The 23,886-nt window shown below is 66.1% G+C and carries 20 protein-coding genes; 11 read left to right on the forward strand and 9 right to left on the reverse strand.

Going from position 1 to position 23,886, the window contains the following annotated elements; translation table 11 throughout:
* Positions 1-69 precede the first annotated feature (69 nt).
* The 4 genes from E8E95_RS12260 (at position 70) to E8E95_RS12275 (ending at position 9,104) form a co-directional block, all read left to right on the forward strand.
* Entirely contained in the window at positions 70-1,338 is a 1,269-nt protein-coding gene (locus E8E95_RS12260) for an MdtA/MuxA family multidrug efflux RND transporter periplasmic adaptor subunit (protein WP_280350423.1), read from the forward strand.
* On the forward strand, positions 1,335-4,427 hold the full coding sequence (locus tag E8E95_RS12265) for an MdtB/MuxB family multidrug efflux RND transporter permease subunit (protein ID WP_280350426.1): 3,093 nt from the start codon (positions 1,335-1,337) through the stop codon (positions 4,425-4,427). The genes E8E95_RS12260 and E8E95_RS12265 overlap by 4 nt, the downstream gene beginning before the upstream one ends.
* A gap of 73 nt (positions 4,428-4,500) precedes the next feature.
* Positions 4,501-7,608, forward strand: a complete 3,108-nt coding sequence (locus E8E95_RS12270) for a multidrug efflux RND transporter permease subunit (RefSeq protein WP_280350428.1) — start codon at positions 4,501-4,503, stop codon at positions 7,606-7,608.
* Between the two features lie 38 nt (positions 7,609-7,646).
* Complete coding sequence (locus E8E95_RS12275; RefSeq protein ID WP_280350553.1) at positions 7,647-9,104, forward strand: efflux transporter outer membrane subunit; 1,458 nt, start codon at positions 7,647-7,649, stop codon at positions 9,102-9,104.
* A 133-nt stretch (positions 9,105-9,237) separates the two neighbouring features.
* Here the strand turns inward: E8E95_RS12275 and E8E95_RS12280 are convergent, their stop codons facing one another.
* Positions 9,238-10,113 (reverse strand): LysR substrate-binding domain-containing protein, encoded by an 876-nt coding sequence (locus E8E95_RS12280; RefSeq protein ID WP_280350430.1) that lies wholly within the window; start codon positions 10,111-10,113, stop codon positions 9,238-9,240.
* Between the two features lie 104 nt (positions 10,114-10,217).
* Here E8E95_RS12280 and E8E95_RS12285 point away from each other — a divergent pair, with 104 nt between their 5' ends.
* The 6 genes from E8E95_RS12285 to E8E95_RS12310 all read left to right on the forward strand — a co-directional run bounded on the left by E8E95_RS12285 (position 10,218) and on the right by E8E95_RS12310 (position 14,135).
* A complete protein-coding gene (locus E8E95_RS12285) occupies positions 10,218-10,883 on the forward strand; it encodes an ankyrin repeat domain-containing protein (RefSeq protein ID WP_280350432.1) in 666 nt (221 codons plus the stop codon).
* Between the two features lie 16 nt (positions 10,884-10,899).
* A complete protein-coding gene (locus E8E95_RS12290; protein ID WP_280350435.1) occupies positions 10,900-11,361 on the forward strand; it encodes a nucleoside deaminase in 462 nt (153 codons plus the stop codon).
* Positions 11,348-12,544, forward strand: a complete 1,197-nt coding sequence (locus E8E95_RS12295) for a CynX/NimT family MFS transporter (RefSeq protein ID WP_280350437.1) — start codon at positions 11,348-11,350, stop codon at positions 12,542-12,544. Before E8E95_RS12290 ends, E8E95_RS12295 begins: the two co-directional genes overlap by 14 nt.
* Before the next feature lie 216 nt (positions 12,545-12,760).
* Positions 12,761-13,504: an SDR family oxidoreductase gene (locus E8E95_RS12300; protein ID WP_280350439.1), complete on the forward strand. Its 744-nt coding sequence runs from the start codon at positions 12,761-12,763 to the stop codon at positions 13,502-13,504.
* A 39-nt stretch (positions 13,505-13,543) separates the two neighbouring features.
* Positions 13,544-13,870 (forward strand): DUF190 domain-containing protein, encoded by a 327-nt coding sequence (locus E8E95_RS12305; RefSeq protein ID WP_280350441.1) that lies wholly within the window; start codon positions 13,544-13,546, stop codon positions 13,868-13,870.
* 49 nt (positions 13,871-13,919) lie between these two features.
* Positions 13,920-14,135 carry a DUF3820 family protein gene (locus E8E95_RS12310; RefSeq protein ID WP_016493095.1) on the forward strand — a complete coding sequence of 72 codons (216 nt, stop codon included), beginning with the start codon at positions 13,920-13,922 and terminating at the stop codon, positions 14,133-14,135.
* Here the strand turns inward: E8E95_RS12310 and E8E95_RS12315 are convergent.
* The 7 genes from E8E95_RS12315 to E8E95_RS12345 all read right to left on the reverse strand — a co-directional run bounded on the left by E8E95_RS12315 (position 14,132) and on the right by E8E95_RS12345 (position 22,079).
* Positions 14,132-15,085, reverse strand: a complete 954-nt coding sequence (locus E8E95_RS12315; RefSeq protein WP_280350445.1) for a helix-turn-helix domain-containing protein — start codon at positions 15,083-15,085, stop codon at positions 14,132-14,134. The genes E8E95_RS12310 and E8E95_RS12315 overlap by 4 nt on opposite strands.
* 123 nt (positions 15,086-15,208) lie before the next feature.
* Positions 15,209-16,228 carry a phosphotransferase gene (locus E8E95_RS12320; RefSeq protein WP_280350447.1) on the reverse strand — a complete coding sequence of 340 codons (1,020 nt, stop codon included), beginning with the start codon at positions 16,226-16,228 and terminating at the stop codon, positions 15,209-15,211.
* A gap of 10 nt (positions 16,229-16,238) precedes the next feature.
* Positions 16,239-17,519: an aminotransferase class III-fold pyridoxal phosphate-dependent enzyme gene (locus tag E8E95_RS12325; protein ID WP_280350449.1), complete on the reverse strand. Its 1,281-nt coding sequence runs from the start codon at positions 17,517-17,519 to the stop codon at positions 16,239-16,241.
* Complete coding sequence (locus tag E8E95_RS12330) at positions 17,512-18,834, reverse strand: amino acid permease (RefSeq protein ID WP_280350451.1); 1,323 nt, start codon at positions 18,832-18,834, stop codon at positions 17,512-17,514. Before E8E95_RS12330 ends, E8E95_RS12325 begins: the two co-directional genes overlap by 8 nt.
* 470 nt (positions 18,835-19,304) lie before the next feature.
* A complete protein-coding gene (locus tag E8E95_RS12335) occupies positions 19,305-19,814 on the reverse strand; it encodes a sterol desaturase family protein (RefSeq protein ID WP_280350453.1) in 510 nt (169 codons plus the stop codon).
* Between the two features lie 106 nt (positions 19,815-19,920).
* A complete protein-coding gene (locus E8E95_RS12340; RefSeq protein WP_280350455.1) occupies positions 19,921-21,096 on the reverse strand; it encodes an MFS transporter in 1,176 nt (391 codons plus the stop codon).
* 299 nt (positions 21,097-21,395) lie between these two features.
* Entirely contained in the window at positions 21,396-22,079 is a 684-nt protein-coding gene (locus E8E95_RS12345) for a response regulator transcription factor (protein ID WP_179059022.1), read from the reverse strand.
* A 118-nt stretch (positions 22,080-22,197) separates the two neighbouring features.
* On the opposite strand from E8E95_RS12345, the gene E8E95_RS12350 reads away from it, so the two are divergent.
* A complete protein-coding gene (locus E8E95_RS12350; RefSeq protein WP_280350458.1) occupies positions 22,198-22,929 on the forward strand; it encodes a phosphatase PAP2 family protein in 732 nt (243 codons plus the stop codon).
* Here the strand turns inward: E8E95_RS12350 and E8E95_RS12355 are convergent.
* A complete protein-coding gene (locus tag E8E95_RS12355) occupies positions 22,916-23,875 on the reverse strand; it encodes an SdiA-regulated domain-containing protein (protein ID WP_280350460.1) in 960 nt (319 codons plus the stop codon). The two genes, E8E95_RS12350 and E8E95_RS12355, sit on opposite strands and share 14 nt — an antisense overlap.
* Between the last annotated feature and the right edge of the window lie 11 nt (positions 23,876-23,886).

Here is a 23,886-nt window from a genome sequence, read left to right on the forward strand (position 1 = left end):
GGTAAATCCACTTTGCCTTCTGCTTTCAACTGCTTATCGTTCACGCTCTCGCATACCTCGACTCGAATCATGTCCCCGATTACTGAGAAATCCCCGAATTCCCGTTCCCTCCGTAACTGGCTCGTCATCGCCGTCGCGCTGTTGGCGCTGCTGGTCCTGATCTGGTGGCTCTGGCCGGAAGCCGCCTCCAAGCCCGGCCACCAGAATGGCCGAGGGGGAGCGGGGCGCCCCGGTTTCGGTGCCTTCTCGGGACCGGTACCGGTACGCGTCGCCACGATTACCCAGGGCGACTTCCCGGTGTACCTCAAGGCCCTTGGCACCGTTACGGCGTTGAACACGGTGAACGTGCGCGGTCGCGTCGATGGTGAGCTGGTCAAGCTGCAGTTCGAGGAAGGCCAGCAGGTCAAGGCCGGCGACCTGCTTGCGGTGATCGACCCGCGTCCCTACCAGGTCGCCCTGCAACAGGCTGAAGGGACCCTGGCGCAGAATCGTGCGCAATTGAAGAACGCCGAGATCGACCTGGCCCGCTACCAGGGCCTGTATGCCGAGGACAGTATCGCCAAGCAGACCCTGGACACCCAGGAAGCGCTGGTGGCGCAGTACCGCGGGACCATCAAGACCGATGAGGCCGCCGTCGCCTCGGCGAGGCTGAACCTCGGTTTCACCCAGGTCCGCGCGCCCATTTCCGGCCGCCTCGGCCTGCGCCAGGTGGACCTCGGCAACCTGGTCAGCAGCGGTGACACAACACCGCTGGTGGTCATTACCCAGACCAAGCCCATCAGCGTCGCCTTCACCCTGCCCGAAGGGCAGCTGCCGGAAGTGGTCAGTCGTTTCCGCGCCGGCCAGCCCTTGGTAGTCGAGGCCTGGGACCGTGGCGACAAGGTCAAGCAGGCGGAAGGCGTGCTGCAGAGTCTGGACAACCAGATCGATACCACCACCGGCACCTTGAAGCTCAAGGCGCGTTTTGCCAACGACGACGAGACCCTCTTCCCCAACCAGTTCGTCAATGTCCGCCTGCGCGCCGAGCTGCTGCCGCAAGCAGTGTTGATCCCCTCGGCCGCCGTGCAGTTCGGCAGCCAGGGCACCTTCGCCTACGTGATGGACGGTGAGAAGAAGGTCAAGGTTCGCAAGCTGGAGACCGGTCCGGACGATGGCGAGCGCACTGTGGTCAAGAGCGGCCTGAAACCGGGTGAGCGCGTGGTGCTGGAAGGCACCGACCGCCTGCGCGATGGCAGCGACGTGGAAGTGGTGCACGACGCCGATGAGGTTCCGGCGCAACCCACCGAACAGCTGCAAGGCGCCAAGCCTCAAGGCCAGGACGCGAAAGGCGGCGTATGAACCTCTCTCGCCTGTTCATCCTGCGGCCGGTCGCCACCACCCTGAGCATGCTGGCGATTCTCCTCGCCGGCCTGATCGCGTACCGCCTGCTGCCGGTTTCCGCGCTGCCCGAGGTGGATTACCCGACCATCCGCGTCCTGACCCTCTATCCGGGCGCCAGCCCGGATGTGATGACCAGCGCCGTCACCGCGCCATTGGAGCGCCAGTTCGGGCAAATGCCGGGGCTGACCCAGATGTCGTCCACCAGCTCCGGTGGAGCCTCGGTCATCACCCTGCGCTTCAGCCTGGAGATCAACCTGGACGTGGCCGAGCAGGAGGTGCAGGCGGCCATCAATGCGGCCACCAACCTGTTGCCCAACGACCTGCCGGCGCCGCCGGTCTACAACAAGGTCAACCCGGCTGATACCCCGGTCCTGACCCTGGCCATCAGCTCCAAGACCATGCCGCTGCCCAGGCTGCATACCCTGGTGGACACCCGCATGGCGCAGAAACTGGCGCAGATCAGCGGCGTGGGCATGGTCAGCATCGCCGGCGGCCAGCGCCAGGCGGTGCGCATTCGCGTCAATCCCGAGGCCCTGGCGGCCAACGGCCTGAACCTGTCCGATGTGCGCAGCCTGGTGAGCGCCTCCAACGTCAACCAGCCCAAGGGCAACTTCGACGGCCCGACCCGCGTTTCCATGCTGGATGCCAACGACCAGCTGAAGTCCGCCGACGAATACGCCAACCTCATCCTTGCCTACAACAACGGCGCCGCCCTGCGCCTGAAGGATGTCGCCAGCATCGTCGACGGCGCCGAGAACGAGCGCCTCGCAGCCTGGGCCAACCAGAACGAGGCGGTGCTGCTGAATATCCAGCGCCAGCCGGGCGCCAACGTGATCGAAGTGGTGGATCGCATCCAGGCGCTGCTGCCGTCGATCACCGCCAACCTGCCGGCAGGCATCGATGTGGTCGTGCTCACCGACCGCACCCAGACCATCCGCGCGGCCATCACCGACGTGCGGCACGAGCTGTTCCTCGCCATCGCCCTGGTGGTGATGGTGACCTTCCTGTTCCTGCGCCGGATGAGTGCCACCATCATTCCGTCCATCGCCGTGCCGCTGTCCCTGGTCGGCACCTTCGCGGTGATGTACCTGGCTGGCTTCTCCATCAACAACCTGACGCTGATGGCGCTGACCATCGCCACCGGCTTCGTGGTGGACGACGCCATCGTCATGCTGGAGAACATCGCCCGGCACCTGGAGGAGGGCGAGACGCCGCTCAACGCCGCGCTGAAGGGCGCGAAGCAGATCGGCTTCACCCTGATTTCCCTGACCTTCTCGCTGATCGCCGTACTCATCCCGCTGCTATTCATGGCGGATGTGGTGGGCCGGCTGTTCCGCGAGTTCGCCATCACCCTGGCGGTGGCGATCCTGATCTCGCTGGTGGTCTCCCTGACGCTCACGCCGATGATGTGCGCGCGCCTGCTCAAGCGGGAGAAGAAAGAGGAGGAGGGCGGCTTCTACAAGGCCAGTGGCGACTTCATCGACGGCATGATCGAGCGCTACGGCCGTGGCTTGACCTGGGTGCTCCGGCACCAGGGCCTGACCCTGTTGGTGGCCGTCGGCACGCTGGTGCTGACCGTGGTGCTCTACCTCGCCGTGCCCAAGGGCTTCTTCCCGGTGCAGGACACCGGCGTCATCCAGGGCATCACCGAGGCACCGCAGTCGGTGTCCTTCCGCTCCATGAGCGAACGCCAGCAGAAGCTCGCCGCGCTGATCCTCAAGGATCCGGCGGTGGCCAGCCTAACCTCGTATATCGGTGTCGACGGCGACAACGTCACCCTCAACAGCGGCCGCATGCTGATCAACCTCAAACCCCACGGCGATCGCGACGTGACCGCCAGCGAGGTGATCCAGCGCCTGCAGCCCGAGCTGGACAAGCAGAGCGACATCCGCCTTTACCTGCAGCCGGTGCAGGACCTGACCATCGAGGACCGGGTCAGCCGCACCCAGTTCCAGTTCAGCATGGAATCCCCGGACGCCGACCTGCTCAACGAGTGGACCGGCAAGCTGGTGGACGCCCTGCGCCAGCAGCCGGAATTGTCGGACGTGGCCAGCGACCTCCAGGACAAGGGCCTGCAGGTTTACGTGAATATCGACCGCGACATGGCCGGGCGCCTGGGCGTGGAAATCTCCGCCATCACCGACGCGCTCTACGACGCCTTCGGCCAGCGGCAGATTTCCACCATCTTCACCCAGTCCAGCCAGTACCGCGTGGTGCTGGAGTCCGCCGCCGGCGAAATGATCGGCCCGCAGGCGCTGCAGCAGATACATGTGGTCACCAGCGGCGGCACCCAGGTCCCGCTTTCTGCCCTGGCCAAGGTGGAAGAGCGCCAGACGCAACTGGCGGTCAACCATATCGGCCAGTTCCCGGCCGTGACCCTGTCCTTCAACCTGACACCGGGCGTCGCCCTGGGCGAGGCGGTGGCGGTGATCGAACGGGTGCAGCAGGACATCGGCATGCCCGAAGGCATCCAGACCCGTTTCCAGGGCGCAGCCGCGGCCTTCCAGGCCTCGCTGTCGAGCACGCTGCTGCTGATCCTGGCGGCGGTGGTGACCATGTACATCGTGCTGGGCGTGCTCTACGAGAGCTACATCCACCCGGTGACCATCCTCTCCACGCTGCCCTCGGCGGGCGTCGGTGCCTTGCTGGCGTTGCTGCTGACGGGCAATGACCTGGGCCTGATCGCGATCATCGGCATCATCCTGCTGATCGGCATCGTGAAGAAGAACGCCATCATGATGATCGACTTCGCCCTGGACGCGGAGCGGCATCAGGGCATGACCCCCGAGGATGCGATCTACCAGGCGGCGCTACTGCGTTTCCGGCCGATCCTGATGACGACGCTGGCGGCCCTGTTCGGCGCCATCCCGCTGATGCTCGCCACCGGCTCCGGCGCCGAACTGCGCCAGCCCCTGGGCCTGGTGATGGTGGGCGGCCTGCTGCTGTCCCAGGTGCTGACCCTGTTCACCACCCCGGTGATCTACCTGGCCTTCGACCGCCTGGCCCGCCGCTTCACCGGCCGCAGCGCGGCGGGGGTGGCGGTATGAGCGGCCTTTACTCCCTCTCCCTCTGGGAGAGGGCCGGGGTGAGGGTAGTCATGTCCTGCGCGGAGTTTGGTCGATGAACCTCTCCGCCCCCTTCATCCATCGCCCGGTCGCCACCATGCTGCTGAGCCTGGCGATCCTGCTGCTGGGCAGCGTCAGTTTCGGCCTGCTGCCGGTGTCGCCACTGCCGCAGATGGATTTTCCGGTGATCACCGTGCAGGCCAGCCTGCCCGGTGCCAGCCCGGAGATCATGGCGTCCAGTGTCACTACGCCGCTGGAGCGCTCGCTGGGCACCATCGCCGGCATCAACCAGATGACCAGCCGCACCAGCCAGGGCTCGACGCGGATCATCGTGCAGTTCGACCTGGACCGGGACATCAACGGCGCCGCCCGCGATGTGCAGGCGGCCATCAACGCCTCGCGCAACCTGCTGCCCAGCGGTATGCGCAGCATGCCCACCTACAAGAAGGTCAACCCGTCCCAGGCGCCGATCATGGTGCTGTCGCTGACCTCCGACGTGAAGGAGAAGGGTGAGCTCTACGACATGGCGTCCACCATCCTGGCCCAGAGCCTGTCCCAGGTTAAGGGCGTGGGCGAGGTGCAGATCGGCGGCAGCTCGCTGCCGGCCGTGAGGGTGGAGCTGGAGCCGCAACTGCTGACTCAGTACGGCATCGCCCTGGACGATGTGCGCAGCACCATTGCCGCCGCCAACCAGCGCAGGCCCAAGGGCTCCGTGGAAGACGCCGGCCGTCACTGGCAGGTAGGTGCCAACGACCAGCTGGAGAAGGCTGCCGACTACGCGCCGCTGATCCTCCGCTACCAGGACGGCGCCGCCCTGCGCCTGGGCGATGTGGCCAAGGTCCGCGACGCGGTGGAAGACCGTTACAACAGCGGCTTCTTCAATGACGACTCGGCGGTGCTGCTGGTGATCAACCGTCAGGCTGGCGCCAACATCATCGAGACCATCGAAAGCATCAAGCAGCAATTGCCCGCGTTGCAGGCGGTGCTTCCGGCCAGCGTCAAGCTGGACCTGGCCATGGACCGCTCGCCGGTGATCCGCGCCACCCTGCACGAAGCCGAACGCACCCTGCTGATCGCCGTTGCCTTGGTGATCCTGGTGGTCTATCTGTTCCTCGGTAACCTGCGCGCTTCGCTGATTCCGGCGCTGGCAGTGCCTGTGTCGCTGGTGGGCACCTTCGCCGTGATGTACCTGATGGGGTTCTCGCTCAACGTGCTCTCGCTGATGGCGCTGATCCTCGCCGCCGGCCTGGTGGTGGACGACGCCATCGTGGTGCTGGAGAACATCTCACGGCACATCAACGACGGCATGGCGCCGTTCAAGGCGGCCTTGCAAGGCACCCGCGAAGTCGGCTTCACCCTGCTGTCGATGAACCTCTCGCTGGTGGCGGTGTTCGTTTCCATCCTGTTCATGGGCGGCATCATTGACCGCTTGTTCCGCGAGTTCTCCCTGACGCTGGCGGTGGCCATCCTGGTATCGCTGCTGGTGTCCCTGACCCTGACGCCGATGCTCTGTGCGCGCTGGCTGAAACCCCACGTGCCGGACAAGGACAGCCGCCTGCAACGCTGGAGCGAATCGCTGCATACGCGCATGGTCGGTATCTATGACCGGACCCTTGGCGTGGCCCTGCGCCACCCGCGCCTGACCCTGGCCAGCCTGCTGCTGACCATTGGCTGCAACATCGCCCTCTACGTGCTGGTGCCCAAGACCTTCCTGCCGCAGCAGGACACCGGCCAACTGATCGGCTTCATCCGTGGCGACGACGGCCTGTCTTTCACCGTGATGCAGCCGAAGATGGAAATCTTCCGCCGTGCCGTCCTCAAGGACCCGGCCGTGGAGAGCGTGGCCGGTTTCATCGGCGGCAGTGGCGGCATCAACAACGCCTTCATGATCGTCCGCCTGAAGCCCATCGCCGAGCGCAAGGCATCGGCGCAGAAGGTGATCGAACGCCTGCGCGCCGACCTGCCCAAGGTGCCCGGCGGACGCTTGATGCTGATGGCCGACCAGGACCTGCAGTTCGGTGGTGGCCGCGAGCAGCGCAGCTCGCAGTATGAGTACGTGCTGCAGAGCGGCGAGCTGTCCGAGCTGCGCACCTGGGCGCCGAAAGTCACCGCCGCACTCAAGGGGTTGCCGGAACTCACCGCCATCGACGCCAACGAAGGGGAGGGTGCCCAGCAGGTCACCCTGCAGGTGGACCGCGACACGGCCAAGCGTCTGGGCATCGACATGTCCATGGTCACCACCGCGCTGAACAACGCCTACAGCCAGCGGCAGATTTCCACCATCTACGACACCCTGAACCAGTACCAGGTGGTGATGGAGGTCAACCCGAAGTACGCCCAGGACCCGGAAACCCTCAAGCAGGTCCAACTGGTAACCGCCGATGGCCAGCGTGTGCCGTTGTCCAGCTTCGCCCGCTACGAGCGCAGCCTGGAGGAAGACCGCGTCAACCACGAAGGCCAGTTCGCCTCGGAGAGCATTGCCTTCGACCTGGCGCCCGGCGTCAGCCTCGACAAGGCCACCGTCGCCATCGAGAAGGCGGTGGCCGCCATCGGTCTGCCCAGCTCGGTGATCGCGCGCATGGGCGGCAGCGCCGATGCCTTCCAGAGCACCCAGCAGAACCAGCCGTGGATGATCCTCGCCGCCCTGGTGCTGGTGTACCTGGTGCTCGGCATCCTCTACGAGAGCTATGTCCATCCGCTGACCATCCTCTCGACGCTACCGTCGGCGGGCGTGGGCGCGCTGCTGGCGATCCTGCTCACCGGCGGGGAGTTCAGCCTGATCTCGCTGTTGGGACTGTTCCTGCTCATCGGCGTGGTGAAGAAGAACGCCATCATGATGATCGACCTCGCCCTGCAGCTCGAACGCCAGGAAGGCATGAGCCCGGACGAGTCCATTCGCCAGGCCTGCCTGCTGCGTCTGCGGCCGATCCTGATGACCACCATCGCCGCCATCCTTGGCGCCGTGCCGCTGCTGATCGGCGGCACCGAGGGCGCGGAAATGCGCCAGCCTCTGGGCGTGGCCATCATTGGCGGCCTGGTGCTGAGCCAGTTGCTGACCCTCTACACGACCCCCGTGGTCTACCTCTACCTCGACCGTCTGCGCCATCGCTTCAATCGCTGGCGTGGCGTGCGCACTGACGCCGCTCTGGAAACACCGCTATGAACACCGCCGCTCATTCCCTGAAACCCCTGCGCCGCGCGATGGTCCTGGCGCTTGCCGGCCTGTTGCTCGGTGGCTGCGCCATCGGCCCGGACTACAAGCGTCCGGAACAGAGCGTGCCCGTGCAGTTCAAGCATGCCGAGGGCTGGTCCCTGGCCAGCCCGGCCGACCTGGAACACCGTGGCCGCTGGTGGGAGCTCTACGACGACGCCACCCTCAATGACCTGCAGCAGCGTCTGGAAACCTCCAACCAGACCCTGGCCCAGTCCATCGCCCAGTACCGCCAGGCGCAAGCGCTGGCCCGTGGCGCCCGCGCGTCGTTCTTCCCCTCGGTAACCGGTAACGCGGGCAAGACCCGCTCCGGCCAGGGTGGCGGCGACAGCACCGTGCGCCTGTCCGACGGTTCTACCGTTACCAGCTCCGGTGGCAGCGGCGTCTCCACGAGCTACGACGCCAGCCTTGGGGTGAACTGGGAGATCGACCTTTGGGGCAAGCTGCGCCGCCAGCTGGAATCCGACACCGCCAGCATGCAGGCCAGCGCCGCCGACCTCGCGGCCGCGCGCCTCAGCCTGCAATCGGAACTGGCGCAGAACTACCTGCAACTGCGCGTGCTGGATGCGCAGAAGCGCCTGCTGGAAGCCACCATCGCCGGCTACCAGCGCGCCCTGACGCTGACCCAGAACCAGTACAGGGCCGGCATCGTCACCCGTGCCGACGTGGCCCAGGCCACTACCCAGCTGAAGAGCACCGAGGCCCAGGCCATCGACCTCAAATACCAGCGCGCGCAACTGGAAAACGCCATCGCCGTGCTGATCGGCGTGCCGCCAGCGGAATTCAGCCTGGCCGAGGTGGACAGCGTACCGGCCCTGCCGAACGTGCCCACGCTGCTGCCCTCGCAACTGCTGGAGCGTCGCCCTGACGTCGCCTCCGCCGAGCGCAACATGATGGCCGCCAACGCCCAGATTGGCGTGGCCAAGTCAGCCTACTTCCCCAGCCTCAGCCTGACCGCCGCGGGTGGTTACCGCAGCGGCAGCCTGCACGACTGGATCACCACGCCGAACCGCTTCTGGTCCATCGGCCCGGAATTCGCCATGACCCTGTTCGACGGCGGGCTGATCCGCTCCCAGGTGGCGCAGGCCGAAGCCAGCTACGACCAGACCGTCGCGACCTACCGCCAGACCGTGCTGGACAGCTTCCGCGAAGCCGAGGACTACATGGTCCAGCTCGACGTCCTGGAAGAGGAGAGCGGCGTGCAACAGGAAGCCCTCGACGCCGCCCGCGAGGCGTTGCGCCTGATCACCAACCAGTACCGGGCCGGCACCGTGGACTACAACAGCGTGGTCACCAACCAAGCCACTGCGCTGAGCAACGAACGCACCGTCCTGACCCTGATGGGCACCCGCCTGACCACCAGCGTCCAGCTTATCGCCGCGTTGGGTGGTGGATGGGACCAGGGACAGTTGGAGCAGGTGGATTCGGATTCTGAAGCGACGCCCTGACATCCAGCAGGGCCTGACCTCCCTCACCCCCGGCCCCTCTCCCGAAGGGAGAGGGGTGACACGCGCTGGTGACATCTCTGCACGGACTGCCCCCTCTCCCTCTGGGAGAGGGTTGGGGTGAGGGGAGTGAGGATTAGCAGGGAGTTTCAGGGTACCTGGTCACCACTGTCATCTCACACAACGCCTTCAACCTTCCCACCAACTCATCCCCCGCACGCCCCAACCCCGTCCGCCCATAAAGCGCCAGTCGCAATCCCTGGATCTCCGGCAACCCCTGGTCTTCACCCAGCAAACGATGCTCCGGCCCCAGCACCCGCAACGGCAGCAGGCTCACCCCCAGGCCGGCGGCGACAGCTGCGCGCACGCTCGCCAGGCTGGCGCTGGAGTACGCGATGCGCCAGCGCTGGCCCTGTACATCCAGGCCATGGAGCATCTCATTGCGGTAGAGCCCTCCGGCCGGAAACACCACCAGGGGCAACGGCTCGCGGCCGTATACCGGCTGGCTGGCACTGTCCACCCAGCCCAGTGGCTCCGGCCACGAGGCCAGGCTATCGCCGCCATCTCCCATGCGCTTGACCAGCAGCAAGTCGAACTCGCCGCCCTGGTACAGGCGCAGCAGTTCCGGGCTGAGGCCGCTGGTCACCTCGAGGCGCACACCCGGCCAGGCGGCGGAGAATTCTGCGAGCAGTGGCATCAGGCGTTCGGCGGCGAAGTCCTCGGGCACGCCCAGGCGTAGTACGCCGCTGCCGGGTTGGTGGCGCAGCACTTCCGCGGCTTCGTCCTGCAAAGCGAGGATGCGCCGGGCGTAGCCGAGCAGTTGTTCCCCCTCGGCGGTCGCCACCACCTGACGCTGGCTGCGGTCGAGCAGACGGCAGCCAAGGCTTTCCTCCAGCCGGCGCAATTGCTGGCTGACGGTGGACTGGGTGAGGTGTAGGCGCTCAGCGGCGCGGGTGAAGTTGCCGCAGTCGGCGACGGCCACGAAGCTGCGCAGGAGGAGGGGATCGAACATTCAGGTATTCCTACTGACACTGATAGGCATGGTTATATTTAATTTCAGAATACCTGACCAGATGGACATAATTTCGCCCATTCGACGAAGCGCGGAGGCGAACCATGAAAGCCCGACTCACCCACTGCCTGCTCCTTGCCACCGGCTTGCTGCTGGCGGGCCAGGTGAACGCCGATGACGTCGCACGGAGCCTGCTGCAGGCGGCCGGGACGGGCGACCTCGCCAAAGTCGACAAGCTGCTCGAGCAGGGCGTCTCGGTGGATGTGCGTGACGCTGAGGGCAATACGCCCTTGCTGCTCGCCACGGCCAGGAACCAGGTCGAAGTGGCGCGCCGGCTCATCGACGCCGGTGCTGACGTCAATCTGCAGAATCGCATGCAGGACAGCGCCTACCTTCTGGCCGGTGCCAGCGGCCACCAGCAGATCCTCGAGATGACCCTCGCCCATGGCGCCGACCTGCGCAGCACCAATCGCTTCGGCGGCACCGCGCTGATTCCCGCCTGCGAGCGTGGTCATGTGGACACCGTGCGCACCCTGATCACCGCTGGCGTCGACCTCGACCACGTCAACAAGCTGGGCTGGACCTGCCTGCTGGAAGCCGTGCTGCTGGGCGACGGCGGACTGGCCCATCAGCGCATCGTCGACCTGCTGATCGCCGCCGATGCCGACCTCGACCTGCCCGACAAGGACGGCGTCACCCCCTTGCAACACGCCGAGCAGCGTGGCCAGTCGGCCATCGCCGCCAGATTGCGCGCCGCCGGCGCCCGCTGATTGATGGAGTTCTCCCATGTCTGATGATCACAAATACCTGGAACAGGCCGTGGAACTGGCACGGCAGAACGTGGAGCAGGGCGGGCGTCCGTTCGGCGCCTTGCTGGTACGCGACGGTGAGGTGCTGGCCCGCGCGGTCAACGAAATCCACCTGACCCAGGACCCGACCTGCCATGCCGAACTCCAGGCCATCCGTGCCGCCAGCCAGCGTTTGGGACCGCGCCTGGACGGTTGCGTGATCTACGCCAGCGGCCAGCCGTGCCCGATGTGCCTGGCAGCCATGCATATGTGCGGCGTGAGCCGCGTGGTGTTCGCTGCGGCCAATGCCGTGGGCGAGCCGTTTGGCTTGTCCACCGCAGCCGTCTACCAACAGATGGCCCTGCCGCTGGAGGCCCAGAAGCTGGACATCCAGCACCTGCCGCAAGCGGCCATGCGCGAAATCTACGCCCGCTGGCAGGCCCTGCATGCGGTGCGCTGATCGTATTGAAAGCCTCGCCGGCTGGGCGTTGCTCATCGTCCTTGGGCTGAACCTGCGGCCCATCCTTGCCTCGATCAGTCCGCTGCTGGCGGATATCCGTAGCGCCACCGGCATGGGTTTCCAGACCACCGCGCTGCTGACCACGTTGCCGGTCGTCTGCATGGGCCTGGTGGCATTGCTGAGCAACCGGCTGGGTGGGCTGGGCGAGCGGCGTGGCATTGGCCTGGGGTTGGCATTGATCGCCGGCGCCTGCCTCGCGCGGCTGCTCCTCGGTCAGGCCGGGCCGCTGCTGGCAACCGCCTTGCTCGGCGGCGCCGGGGTGGCACTGATCCAGGCATTGCTGCCTGCGGTGATCAAGCGTCGCTTCGAAGGGCGGGTGGCGCTGGCCATGGGCGTCTATTCGGCATCCCTGATGGCCGGCGGCGGTCTGGCGGCGTTGTTCAGTCCGCTGCTCGCCCACCATTTCGAGCACTGGCAAGCGGGCCTTGGCCTCTGGGTGGTGCCGGCGCTGCTGGCGCTGGTGCTATGGCTGGCACGTCCTATGCCGGGTTCCGCTCCAGCCGCCGCCGGTCGCGCCACGCGCTTTACCGGTAATCGCCGGGCCTGGCTGCTGGCGCTGTACTTCGGCCTGGTCAACTGCGGTTATATGAGCATGGTGGCCTGGCTGCCGGCCTACTATCAGCAGCTCGGCTGGAGCCCGACCCGCAGCGGTTCGCTGCTCGCCTTCATGACCATCTTCCAGGTGATTGCGGCGCTGGGCATGCCCGCCCTGGCGCAGCGCAGCATCGACCGTCGCCCCTTGCTTTCGATCAGCCTGGCCGCCCAGGCGGTGGGTTTCGGCGGCCTGATCTGGGCACCGTTGGAACTGTTCGCCCTGTGGATCGCCCTGATCGGCTTTGGCCTGGGCGCCTGCTTCGCCCTCAGCCTGATCCTCACCCTTGACCACCGCCGCGATCCCCGCGAGGCGGGCCAACTGGCGGCCTTCGTGCAGGGCGTAGGCTTCCTGATCAACGCCGTCTCGCCCTGGCTCAGCGGTTTTCTGCGGGAACTCACCGGCAGCTTCGCCGCCGCCTGGCTGGTGCTGGTGGTCGGCGCAGTGCTGATGCTCGGGCTGACCCGATTGTTCAGCCCGGCCAGCTATCGGCCCGTGGCGACCACAGCGCCGGTACCGGGCACTTTGTAGGAGCGAGCTTGCTCGCGAACAGTCCGCGCACGATCTTTCGCGAGCAAGCTCGCTCCTACAGAAAGCTTGAACTCCTCCTGCGACTTCAACGTCCTTGCGGAAGGGACAGGCGCCGGATAACCGGTCCCGCACGGCGCGCCATCTGCGGCTATACCACTGAAAAGGCCCCACACGCGGCAGCAGCCGTGGCTTCGAGGGCCTGTCCGGGAGAGCCGCATGTCAGAAACTGCCAGAACAGCCATCGTCACCGGGGCGTCCCGGGGTATCGGCGCCGCCATCGCGCGACGCCTGGCCGCCGAAGGAATCCAGGTGGTGGTCAATTACGCCTCGCGGCCGGAATCCGCCGAACGCGTGGTGGATGAGATCAGACGGGCAGGAGGAAAGGCCTACCCCGTGCTGGCTGATGTCAGTGACCCGGTGGCGGTCGCCGTGCTGTTCGACCAGACGGAAATGGAGTACGGCGCCATCGATATCCTGGTGAACAACGCCGGCGTCATCCAGCCGGGGCTGGTCCCGTTGGCCGACACCGAAATAGCCCTCTATGACCGCCTGTTCGCCATCAACACCCGAGGCACCTTCAACACCCTGAAGATGGCCGCCACTCGCCTGCGTAACGGCGGTCGTATCGTCAACCTGTCCAGCAGCGTGGTTGGGCTGAGCCTGCCGGGCTACGCCATCTATGCCGCTTCCAAGGCTGCCGTGGAGACCATGAGCGCGATCTTCGCCCGCGAACTGCGAGGGCGGAACATCTCGGTGAACTGCGTCGCGCCGGGCCCCACCGCAACCAACCTGTTCCTCGATGGCAAGCCCCCGGAGCTGGTGGAACGCCTGACCAAGCAGGCGCCGCTGGAGCGTCTGGGCAATCCTGAGGACATCGCCAACCTGGTGGCCTTTCTGGTCGGGCCGGAAGGTGCCTGGGTCAATGGACAGACCCTGCGGGCCAACGGCGGCATTGTCTAAGCACACGCGATCGTGAGCAGGCTCTATTGTGGAGGTCGTATGAAGGGTTACCAGCTCACCCTCTACACCCAGCAGAACCGCCGCCATCAGGGCAAGATGCTGGCTGACTGGATCGTTGCCCAGGCCATGGACATGGGCCTGCGCGGTGCCACCCTGGTTTCGGGTATCGAGGGCTTCGGGCACACCCGGCAATTCCATTCCCACCATTTCTTCGAGATGGCCGACCAACCGATGCTGATCATCCTGGCCCTCACCGAGGCTGAGTGCGACGCCTTGCTGAAACGCCTGGAAGAAGAGGGCGTGAGCCTGTTCTACGTGAAGGTGCCGGCAGAGTTCGGCCTGCTGGGCGTGCCGGTGGATGCCTGAGGCGCAGCTCTGCGACAATCGCCGCTCTTTCCACCTGCAAGGCCCCTCGATGAACCCCGAAGACCTGCTGCTCCTGGTCACCCGCGAAATGCCCTACGGCAAATACAAGGGACGCCTGCTCGCCGACCTGCCCGGTCATTACCTGAACTGGTTTGCCCGCGAAGGCTTCCCCAAGGGCGAGATCGGCCGGCTGCTGATGTTGATGCAGGAGATCGACCACAACGGCCTGAAACCGCTTCTCGAACCGCTGCGCAAGAAGCGCTAACCGCGGCGTCCGGTCAGGGACGGCTGTTCGCCATACAGCCGCTTGTAGAGCGAGGAGAAATGGCTGGAGCTGGCAAAGCCCAGGTCCAGCGCCAGGGTGGTGATGCTCTGCTGCGGGTCCTGTTTGAGCCGGCGGCGTGCCTCGGCCAGGCGCAGGGAAAGGAAGAACTGCTGCGGCGTGGCCTGGCTGATCTGCCGGAAGCAGTACTGCAAGGTCCGGTGGCTGGTATTCAGGGCCTGGCAGAGTTCGAGCATGGACAGCGGCAGGTCGAGGTTCGCCTGCATCATCTCCACCGCCGACAGCACCAGGCGGCGGCGTTGTTCCAGGGTGCGGGGCAGGGCAGTACCACGCTGGTTCGGACCGCGCAGCACTTCGTCCAGTCCCTGCAGCACGCAATCGAGGCTGGACATCACGGCGCGTACCCCGTGCTCAGCGGAACGCGGGTCATATTCCGCGCGTTCGAAGGCGCCGATCGATGCGCACAGGTCCTCGCGCAGACGCTGCGCGGCCAACGGCGAGATATCCAGCCGGCGCCGGCTCAGCGCCTGCTCCAGGCGTTCCTGCTCCTCGGCTCCGAGGATCTGCGCGAGCAGCCGGTGATCCACCGTCAAGCCGAGCATGCCGATCTCGCCGGGGGCGCAGATTTCCATTTCCTCGCCGCCTTCCAGTACCAGCAGGGTGTCCCCGGCGAGGGTGCCGCCGTTGAACAGTGAGTCGGAGGAAACCTTCAACGGAATGCCGAACACGACCTGGCCCTGCGGCGGCGTCATGTTTTCGTGCAGGTGCAGGTTGGAGTGCTCGTAGATCAGTGACGCCCCGGCGAGCTGGACGTGCAGCAATTCGGCATGCAGCCGGCCACGACCCAGTTGGGTGTAGTCCTGGCTCCAGCCGGCCAGCGCGCCGGCGAGCTCGTCGGAGTCGGATGCCTGGTGTCGGGCAATGCCTGTCATGTCGGGTCACCTGTCGAGCGCGGTTGGCGGACGCTCGGGGCCATCATGGCTGAGTGCCGCGCAACCGGCATTTCCATGCGCGCCAGGCGCTTGTGCATCTCTGCCAGGCGCCGGCTCGGTGGATCATCGCTGATCGAGATAACTCCGTGCCAGATGGCAGGCCCGCTCGATCAGCATGGGCGCCAGCTCCTCGGCGGTGCGGCTCTCCCGGCGGGTATGGATCCAGCCCAGGTAGGTTACTCCGCGTAGCGCCAGGAACAGCGGCAGGGTGGCGCGGTCGGCCGCGGTCAGCGGTTTGACCGAGTGGTAGCCACTCAGCAGTGCCGCTTCGATCTCGGTGTAGCGTGGGTCGTCCAGGCAGAAGTACAGCGCCGTGGCGAGCTCGAACATATGCCAGCCGAAGCCGGCGTCGTCGAAATCGATCAGGTGCAACCGGGCCTGATCCAGCAGCAGGTTTTCCGGCACCAGGTCGGCGTGGATCATGCCGAAGTTATCCAGGCTGCGACCGTAGCGCCGCAAGTCCGCGCGTGCCGCCTGACGAGTGGCCTGCAGCAACTCGCGTTGTGCCGGTTCCAGCAGGTCCAGCTCCCAGTAGGGGCCCCAGAACGGGCGCTGGCCGATCAGGCCTTCTTCATCCCAGGCATGGCGGCTGAAGGCGTTGGGTTGCTCCCAGCGTGCCGAGCTCTGGTGGATGCGTGCGGCCACGGCGCCGGTGTCGAAGAACAGGCTGGCAACATCGCTCTGCACCGCCAGGCCATGTTCGGCCGAGCCGATGCTGGAGCCGTCCAGCCAGCCGAGCATGTCGATGTAGCGTGATTCGCCCAGCTCGTCGCTGTGCACCCGAGCCAGGTGTTCGCCGTCGCGGGTGCGGATGATCTGCGGTACATGGATGCCGTCGGCGGCCAGGGCTTCCATCCATTGCAGCTCGGAGCGCAAGGCTTCCTCTGAGTGGTAACCGTCGCGGTGGACGCGCAGAGCGCTGCGCTGCCCGTCGCTGCGGGTGGCGCAGAACACAGCGTTTTCGCGGTACTTGATCAGGTCCAGGCGGACGAAGTCGCCGTCCCATTGGCCCAGGGCAGTGAGCGCCAGGCGCTTCAGGCTGGCGACCTGCTGGTCGTGGTCGAAGGTGTGGAATTGGCTCATGGCACGATTCTCAGAGTTCGCGAAGGACGCTGTCGAGGGTGTCGATGAACAGGTCCGCGTCGGCGCGGTTGAACACCAGCGGCGGGCGGATCTTCAGCAGGTTGTCGTCGGGGCCGATCTTGCTGATCAGCACACCGCGCTCGCGCATCTGGTTGACCACGCGGCGCGCCTCGGCACCCGCCGGGGTCTTCTGCTGGCGGTCGCGCACCAACTCGACGGCGAAGAACAGGCCCTTGCCGCGCACATCACCGATGATCGAATGCCGCCCTGCCAGTCCTTCCAGGCCGTTGGCCAGGTGCGCGCCGACTTCGCGGGCGTTGCGCAACAGTTGTTCGTCTTCGATCACATCGAGGACCGCGCTGCCCACGGCGGCGGCCACCGGCGAGCCGCCGAAAGTGTTGAAGTAGAGGTTGCGCCCACCGAAGGCCTCCACCCGCTCGCGGCTGGCCACCAGCCCGGCGAGGGGGAAGCCGTTGCCCATGGGTTTGCCCATGGTGACGATGTCCGGTACCGCGCCGTGGGCCTGGTGGCCCCACATGTGATCGCCGGTGCGACCGAAGCCGGCCTGCACTTCATCGACGATCAACAGGCCGCCAGCCTCGTGGACCAGCGCCGCGATGCGCTCGACATACCCGGCAGGAATGCGCGGCAGGCCCTCGTTGGCGAACAGGGTGTCGATCAGCATCGCCGCCAGTTGCACGCCCTGGGCCTGGAGCGAGGCGATGGCTTCGGCCACCCGGGCCACGTACTGGTCGGCCAGGTCCGCCGCAGTGGTGCCGGCCGGCGCCCGGTACAGGCAGGGAATCGGCACCGCGCGGGCGAATGGCGAGAAGGGTTCCGAGCTCGGCAGCGCGGTGGTCACTTCGGCCAGGCTGGTGGTATTGCCGTGATAGTTGTAGCTGCTGACGATCACCCCCTTGCCGCCGGTGCTCGAACGGGCCATGCGCAGGGCCAGTTCGTTCGCCTCGCTGCCGGTGCAGGTGAACATCACGCAATCCAGCGACGGATCAAAGGTGCGGGTCAGGCGTTCGGCGTAGGCGACGATCCGCTCGTTCAGGTAGCGGGTGTGGATGTTCAGGGTGCTCGCCTGGCTGGCCATGGCTTCCACCACCCGTGGGTGGCAGTGACCCACGCAGGGCACGTTGTTGTAGACATCCAGGTAGCGCTTGCCGCTCTCGTCGTAGAGCCACACGCCCTGGCCTTTCACCAGGTTCAGGGGCTGGTCGTAGAACAGTGGCGACTGGTCGCCCATGGCCCGGTAGCGGCGTTGCAGAAGATCAAGTTCAGACATTGTCGGGATTCTCGGAAGCGAGGGGCTTGGTAACGCGCGCAACGCGCACCAGGTAGTTGATGACCAGCACGATGGCGAGCACGGCGAGGGCGCTGAGCATTTCCACTTCGAGCTGGAAGCAGGCGGCGATCACGGTCAGCGTCAGCAGCATGCCAAGGCCGGCGATCACCGGACCGCCCCGGAGGCGGAACGGACGCGCCAGGTGGGCATGGGTGCGGCGCATGCGGATGTAGGCGGCGAACAGGAACAGATGGCAGGTGCACAGCAGGAGTACCACGCACAGCAGCAGTTTCTCCGGGCTGACCAGGGTCAGCGGCAGGCCGATGGCGGCCAGCACCAGGAGCGCCACATAGGGCGATCCGCGACGGTTGGTCCGCGCCAGCGCGGCGGGGAAGTAGCCGTCGCGGGACAGGGCGAAAAGCTGGCGGGAGGCGGAATAGACCACCGAGAAGAAGGTGGCGAGCAGGCCGCAGATGGCGCCAATGCCAACCAGCTGCGCCAGCCAGCTCGAGGCGTCGTAGCGGCCGCTGTGGGTCATCGCGGCGTACAGCGGGTCGGCGGCCGTACCGACCACCTGAACCCCGGCGGCACCCGGTGCGCAGACCAGCACGGTGAGCGCGGTCAACAGCAGGGTGCCGACCGCGGCGGCAATGCCACGGGACATGGCGCGGCCCGGATCGGCGGCTTCTTCGGCGGCGGAACTGACCTGCTCGATGCAGATGAACATCCAGATCGCGAACGGCACGCAGGCGAAGACGCCCTGCAGGCTGAGGGAGTCGCCAAAGCTTCCCGTGGTGCCAAGCAGGTTGGCGCTATCCAGCTGCGGCACCATCGCGGCGCCGAACACCAGCAGGGTCACGGCGGCGATGGCCCCGGCCAGCAGGGTGACGCCGAGGGCTTCACCGACGCCACGGATGTGGATGCCGATGATCAAGGCGAACAGCCCCACTTTCACCGGCCATCCGCCAAAGCCGAACACCGATTCCATATAGGAGGCGACGAAGGTGGCCGCGGCGCCGGTGCCGATGGTGAGTGCCAGCGCGCAGGCGGAGCCCACCAGGTAGCCGACGAAGGGGCCGAAGGCGCTCTGGGCATAGGCGAACACGCCGCCGGCATGGGGCATGGCGGTGGACAGCTCGCTGATGCACAGCGCCAAGCCGCAGCTCAGCGCCGCCATCAGCAGGGAGGCCAGGAGCATGTTGGACCAGCCGTTGTCGGCGAGGCCGAAGTTCCAGCCGGAGAACTGGCCGGCGACGACCAGCGATATGCCGAGCCCCGCGATCTGGGGCCACCCGAGTACAGCTTTCTTGAGCATGGCGATGCTTCCTTCTTGTTGTTGTGCCGTGAGCAGGCACGGGATGGCCGTGCCTGTTGGGGGCGACGTTAAGGGGAGGGAAGCAGCGGCGATATCAGGAATGCGCAAAGTGAAGCGGGGGCAGACCTGCGGCCCGCTTGGCGAATGAATTCGCCCCTACAGGCCTGCGCCAGAGGTGGTCCGTGAGTCACCCCTCTCCCTCCGGAAGAGGGGCCGGGGCTCTACAGGCGGGCTGCGTTCAGATGAGGGAAGTAGCCGGCAACTCGGTGCCCGGGACATTTCGCGAATGAATTCGCCCCCACAGGTCTGCGCCAGAGTCGATCGGAGAGTCACCCCTCTCCCACCTGTGGGAGAGGGGCCGGGGCGGGCTGCGTTCAGATGAGGGGGGTACCGGCAGCTCGGAGTCCAGGACTTTTCGCGAATAAACTCGCTCCTACAGGTTTGAGCCATCTGGAGTGTCGGAGCGGGAATCAGGAGGTCACTCTGGCGTCCTGCTGCTTCCCCACGAAATACTCCCGCGTGCCGAACACCCAGTCGAACCAGGGCTTGGTCACGCACCAGTTGGCCTGGGGGTTGGGACCCATGTGGTGGTCGTAGTGCCAGGGCAGGTGCTGGCGGGCCCAGTCCGGATGGTCGTGGGCTTTCTTGTGGGTGAAGTAGTAGTTGCCGGCGCAGTACCAGAGCGTCAGGCACAGCCACGGCGCCCAGACGATCATTGGTGCTACCAGCAGGCTGGCAACGATCAGCGCCCAGGCTTCCTTGCCCTGGGCATGCCAGCCCAGCGGGGCCCGGCGATAGCAGGGGTCGTAGAAGTCGTTCTGGCGGGCGTTGCGGTGGTGTTCGTGGAAATGGAAGCTCCAGAAGGTGCCGCGCTTGCGGCCCAGACCGTGCAGCACGACGCGGTGGAACCACCATTCGGTGAAATTGCCGAGCAGCAGGCCGGCGGGGATGCTGATCAGCGCTTCGAGGTACCAGGGCATTTTCTTCTCCTTGTTGTCGTCCCATGCGACCCGGAGTACGACACCCGCCCCGGGCCATCCGGGCAAGGTTGGCGCGGACGAAGGATGGGGGCAGCCCGACTTTCGATTAGCGACGCAGCGCCAGCAATACCAGGGCCGCCACGCAGAACGCCGCGCCTGCAAGGAAGGTGCTGGCGGCTCCCTGGCTCTGCCAGAGCCAGCCCGCCAGCGTGCTGGCCAGCAACAGGGCGGCGCCGCTGGCCAGGTTGAACAGGCCGTAGGCGGTGCCCTTGAGGTCAGCCGGCGTGGTCGCGGCGACCCGTGCCGCGAGAATGCCCTGGCTGAAGCCCATGTGCAGGCCCCAGAAGGCAACGCCGGCCAGCAGCAGGGTGGGGTTGTCGGCCCACGCAAGTAGCAGGTCGGCGGCGATCAGCAACGCCAGGGAAAAAGCCAGCAGCCCGACAGGCGGCATGCGGTCGGACAGCGTGCCGGCAGGGTAGGCCGAGAGCATATAGAAGCCCGCCATCACCACCATGACCAGCGGCACCCAGGTGGTGGAGAAGCCCGCGTCCTGCGCCCGCAGCACCAGGAACGCCTCGCTGAATCGGGCCAGGCTGAACAGCGCCCCCAGGCCAACCACCCACCAATACGCCGGGGAAAAACTCCGCCAGGCACGAAAGTGGATGGGTGCGCGCAGGCGCCGGGATGGTTGAACGATGCCGGGTTCCTCTACGCCGAACAGGATCAGGGCCACCGAAACGATGGCCGGAAGCACGGCGAACCACAGCACCAGCGCGATATCACCGGCCAACAGGATCATCAGCAAGATGGCCAGCAGCGGCCCCAGAAACGCGCCGACCGTGTCCATGGCCTGGCGCAGACCGAAGCAGGCGCCACGAATCTGCGCGGGAGCGATGTCGGCCATCAACGCATCCCGCGGCGCGCCACGAATACCCTTGCCGACCCGGTCCAGCAAACGTGCGACGAGCACCTGGTCGGTGCTTCCCGCCAATGGAAACAGTGGCTTGGTCAAGGCTGCCAGGCCATAGCCGAGCAGCACCAGCGCCTTGCGTTTGCCGAGGAAGTCGCTGATGGCCCCGGAGAAGACCTTGACGATCAGCGCGGTGGCTTCGGCAGCGCCCTCGATCAACCCCACTGCCAACATGCTCGCGCCCAGGCTGCCCACCAGGAACAGCGGCAGCAGGCTGTGCACCAGTTCGGAGGACAGGTCCATGAACAGGCTGACGAAGCCCAATACCCAGACTGTGCGTGGAATGCGGGGAAGGATGGTGGAAGCGGGCATGTCCCTGTCCTGTCGGCGCTGCCTGGTTCAGGTTAGGCGAGAAGAAGGTTGAGGGCGGGAATCGGAGATTCTGTAGGAGCGAGCTTGCTCGCGAACGATCGTGCCAGGGTTGTTCGCTGCGGGGGCGAATTCCACAAGCGATACCCATCGGCTCGAACGAACAGCATGGGTTTCGCAAGCTCTACCCATCCTACGGTGTTGGTCAGGTGCGAATTCGGTGCTGCGCGAACGATCGCTCGCTGTAGGGGCGAATTCATTCGCCAACCGGGCCGCAGGTCCGGCCGTCGAACCCCTGGGAATCAATCCCTGTCATCCAACTCGGCCAGCCGATAACCCACGCCGTGGATGGTGTGCAGCAGCGGCCGCTCGAAGGGTTTGTCGAGCACCTGGCGCAGTTGGTGGATATGGCTGCGCAGGCTGTCGCTGTCCGGGCAGTCGTCGCCCCAGAGGGCTTCCTCCAGCACTTCTCGGCGCACTACGGCCGGGCTCCTGCGCATCAGCGTGGTGAGCAGTTTGTGGCCGATGGGGTTGAGCTTCAGGCGCTGGCCTGCGCGGGTGGCCTGGAGGGTCTCGAGGTCATAGGTGAGGTCGGACACCTGCAACCGGCTCTTGCGCCCGCCGTGGCTGCGGCGCACCACCGCCTCGATGCGGGCCACCAGCTCGGAGAGGGCGAAGGGCTTGACCAGGTAGTCGTCGGCGCCTGACTTGAGCCCGGCCAGGCGATCTTCCAGGGTGTCGCGGGCGGTGAGCATGATGATCGGCGTGTCGCGCCGGGCCTCCTGGCGCAGGCGGTTGCACAACTGCAGTCCGTCGAGGCCTGGCAGCATGATGTCCAGCACGATCAGGTCATAGTGCTGGGTGGTGGCCAGGTGCAGTCCCGACAGTCCGTCCTGGGCGCAGTCGACGCCGTAGCCCTTGAGCTGGAGGTAGTCCAGCACATTGGCGAGGATGTCGCGGTTGTCCTCGATGATCAGTACGCGCACGTGTTGCCCTCGATCCTGCGCCGTGGCGCCGTTGATGTTTTTTTCACAAGCCCATTACCAGTTGCTCACGCCTGTCGGCGCAGACTGCGGCGGTCCCCACTTGTCCAAGGACCTTCCGATGCCCCACTCGCGTCCCTTCAACTTCATGCTCTGGAGCGGGCTGCCGTTGGCCGCCATGGCACTTCTGCTGCTGGTCGACGTACCCAGCGTCGATTTCGCCCTCGCACACTTGTTCTACGACCCGCAGGCCGGCTTCATCGGCCGGCACAGTGCCTTCCTCGAAGATGTGCTGCACGACCGCGCCAAGCAGGCCGTGATCATTCTCGGCGTGCTGGCCGTCATCGGGTTCCTCGTCAGTCTGCTGCCCACCCGTCTGCGCCAGTGGCGCCGTCAGCTGGGCTACCTGGTGCTGGCCCTCGGGCTGTCGACGGCCATCGTCACGCCGCTCAAGGCGGTGACCGCCGTGCAATGCCCCTGGAGCCTGACGGAGTTCGGCGGGGTCGAACCCTACGCGCCACTGCTCGGTCAGCATCCCTACGTCGACAAGCCTGGGCGCTGCTGGCCGGGTGGCCATGCCTCGGCGGGTTTCTGCCTGCTCGCCCTGTTCTTCGTGCTGCGCGACCGCCGTCCACGGCTGGCGCGGGCCACGCTGGTGGGCGCGCTGGCCCTCGGTAGCCTGTTCTCCCTCGGACGGATGATGCAGGGCGCGCATTTCCTCTCCCATAACGTCTGGACCCTGTTGTTCGACTGGATGATCAGCCTGGTCTGCTACCGGCTCGTGCTCTATCGCCGGGCGCCGCTGGAGGCGGTCGTCATGGCGGATGGGACGCTGGACGTCAGTTCTTCCTGAAGCGGTAGAAAAGGTTCGGTTCGCTGACCACGTACAGTGTGCCGTCATCATCCAGGGTCAGGCCTTCGGCCTGGCCTGCGCTTTCCTTCAGGTCGCCGACGTGCCCGAGCAGGGTACGGAAGCTAACCATCTCGCCGTTCTCGCCGAGTTCGATGACCAGCTTCGATTCATGGCTGAGCACCAGCAGGTGCCCTGTCCGGGTATCGAAGTGCAGGTCGGAAATGTCCTTGGCGAAGACGCTCCGATCGATCCAGTCGCTGAGGTCTTCCACCTTGAGCTGGAGCTTGCCGCCCAGGCTCGCCTTGACGCCGGAGACGGCAAAGAGCCGGCGCGGGTCGCGTTCCTTGGCGACGAAGATGCGGTCATGCGCGGCGTCGTACGCCACGCCCTCGAAGCCCTTGTTGTGGGCGCTGGACGACAGCGGCAGGGCCAGGGTCTGGGCGTCCCGCTTGTCGATGACCTGGTCAGGCCGTTCGGGCAGGTGGAAGAACACCAGTTGCTGCTGGACTTCATCCGTGACCACCACCAGACCGTTGCCCATGTAGGCGAGGCCTTCCACGTCCTCGAAACCTTGCAGCGGATACTGCGCGACGATCTTGCCCTCGCGATCCATCTCCACCAGCTTGATGGGCGGTGCATTGGTCACCGCCAGCAGACGCTTGCGGTCTGCCGCGAAATCGATGGCCGACAGGTCGTCATCGATACCGGCCACCGGACGTGCCTCGATGTCGACGCGGTAATCGGGCAGCCAGATGCTGTGCCCCGCCCATGTGCTGGCATCGAGGCGGCTGCTGACATAGAACCAGGCGCGCTCGTGCCAAAGGAACTTGCTGGAGGCGACAGCGGCCAGCAGCACCACGGCCAGGCCCAGGCCGCACAGGCTGAAGGCGCGCAATCGGTGCTTTGGCTTGAGCCTGTACTTGTCGAGTTCAACTGCACTGTTCATGGCTATTTCCT

This window comes from Pseudomonas sp. BN414 (assembly GCF_029871275.1).
Lineage (GTDB): Bacteria > Pseudomonadota > Gammaproteobacteria > Pseudomonadales > Pseudomonadaceae > Metapseudomonas > Metapseudomonas resinovorans_C.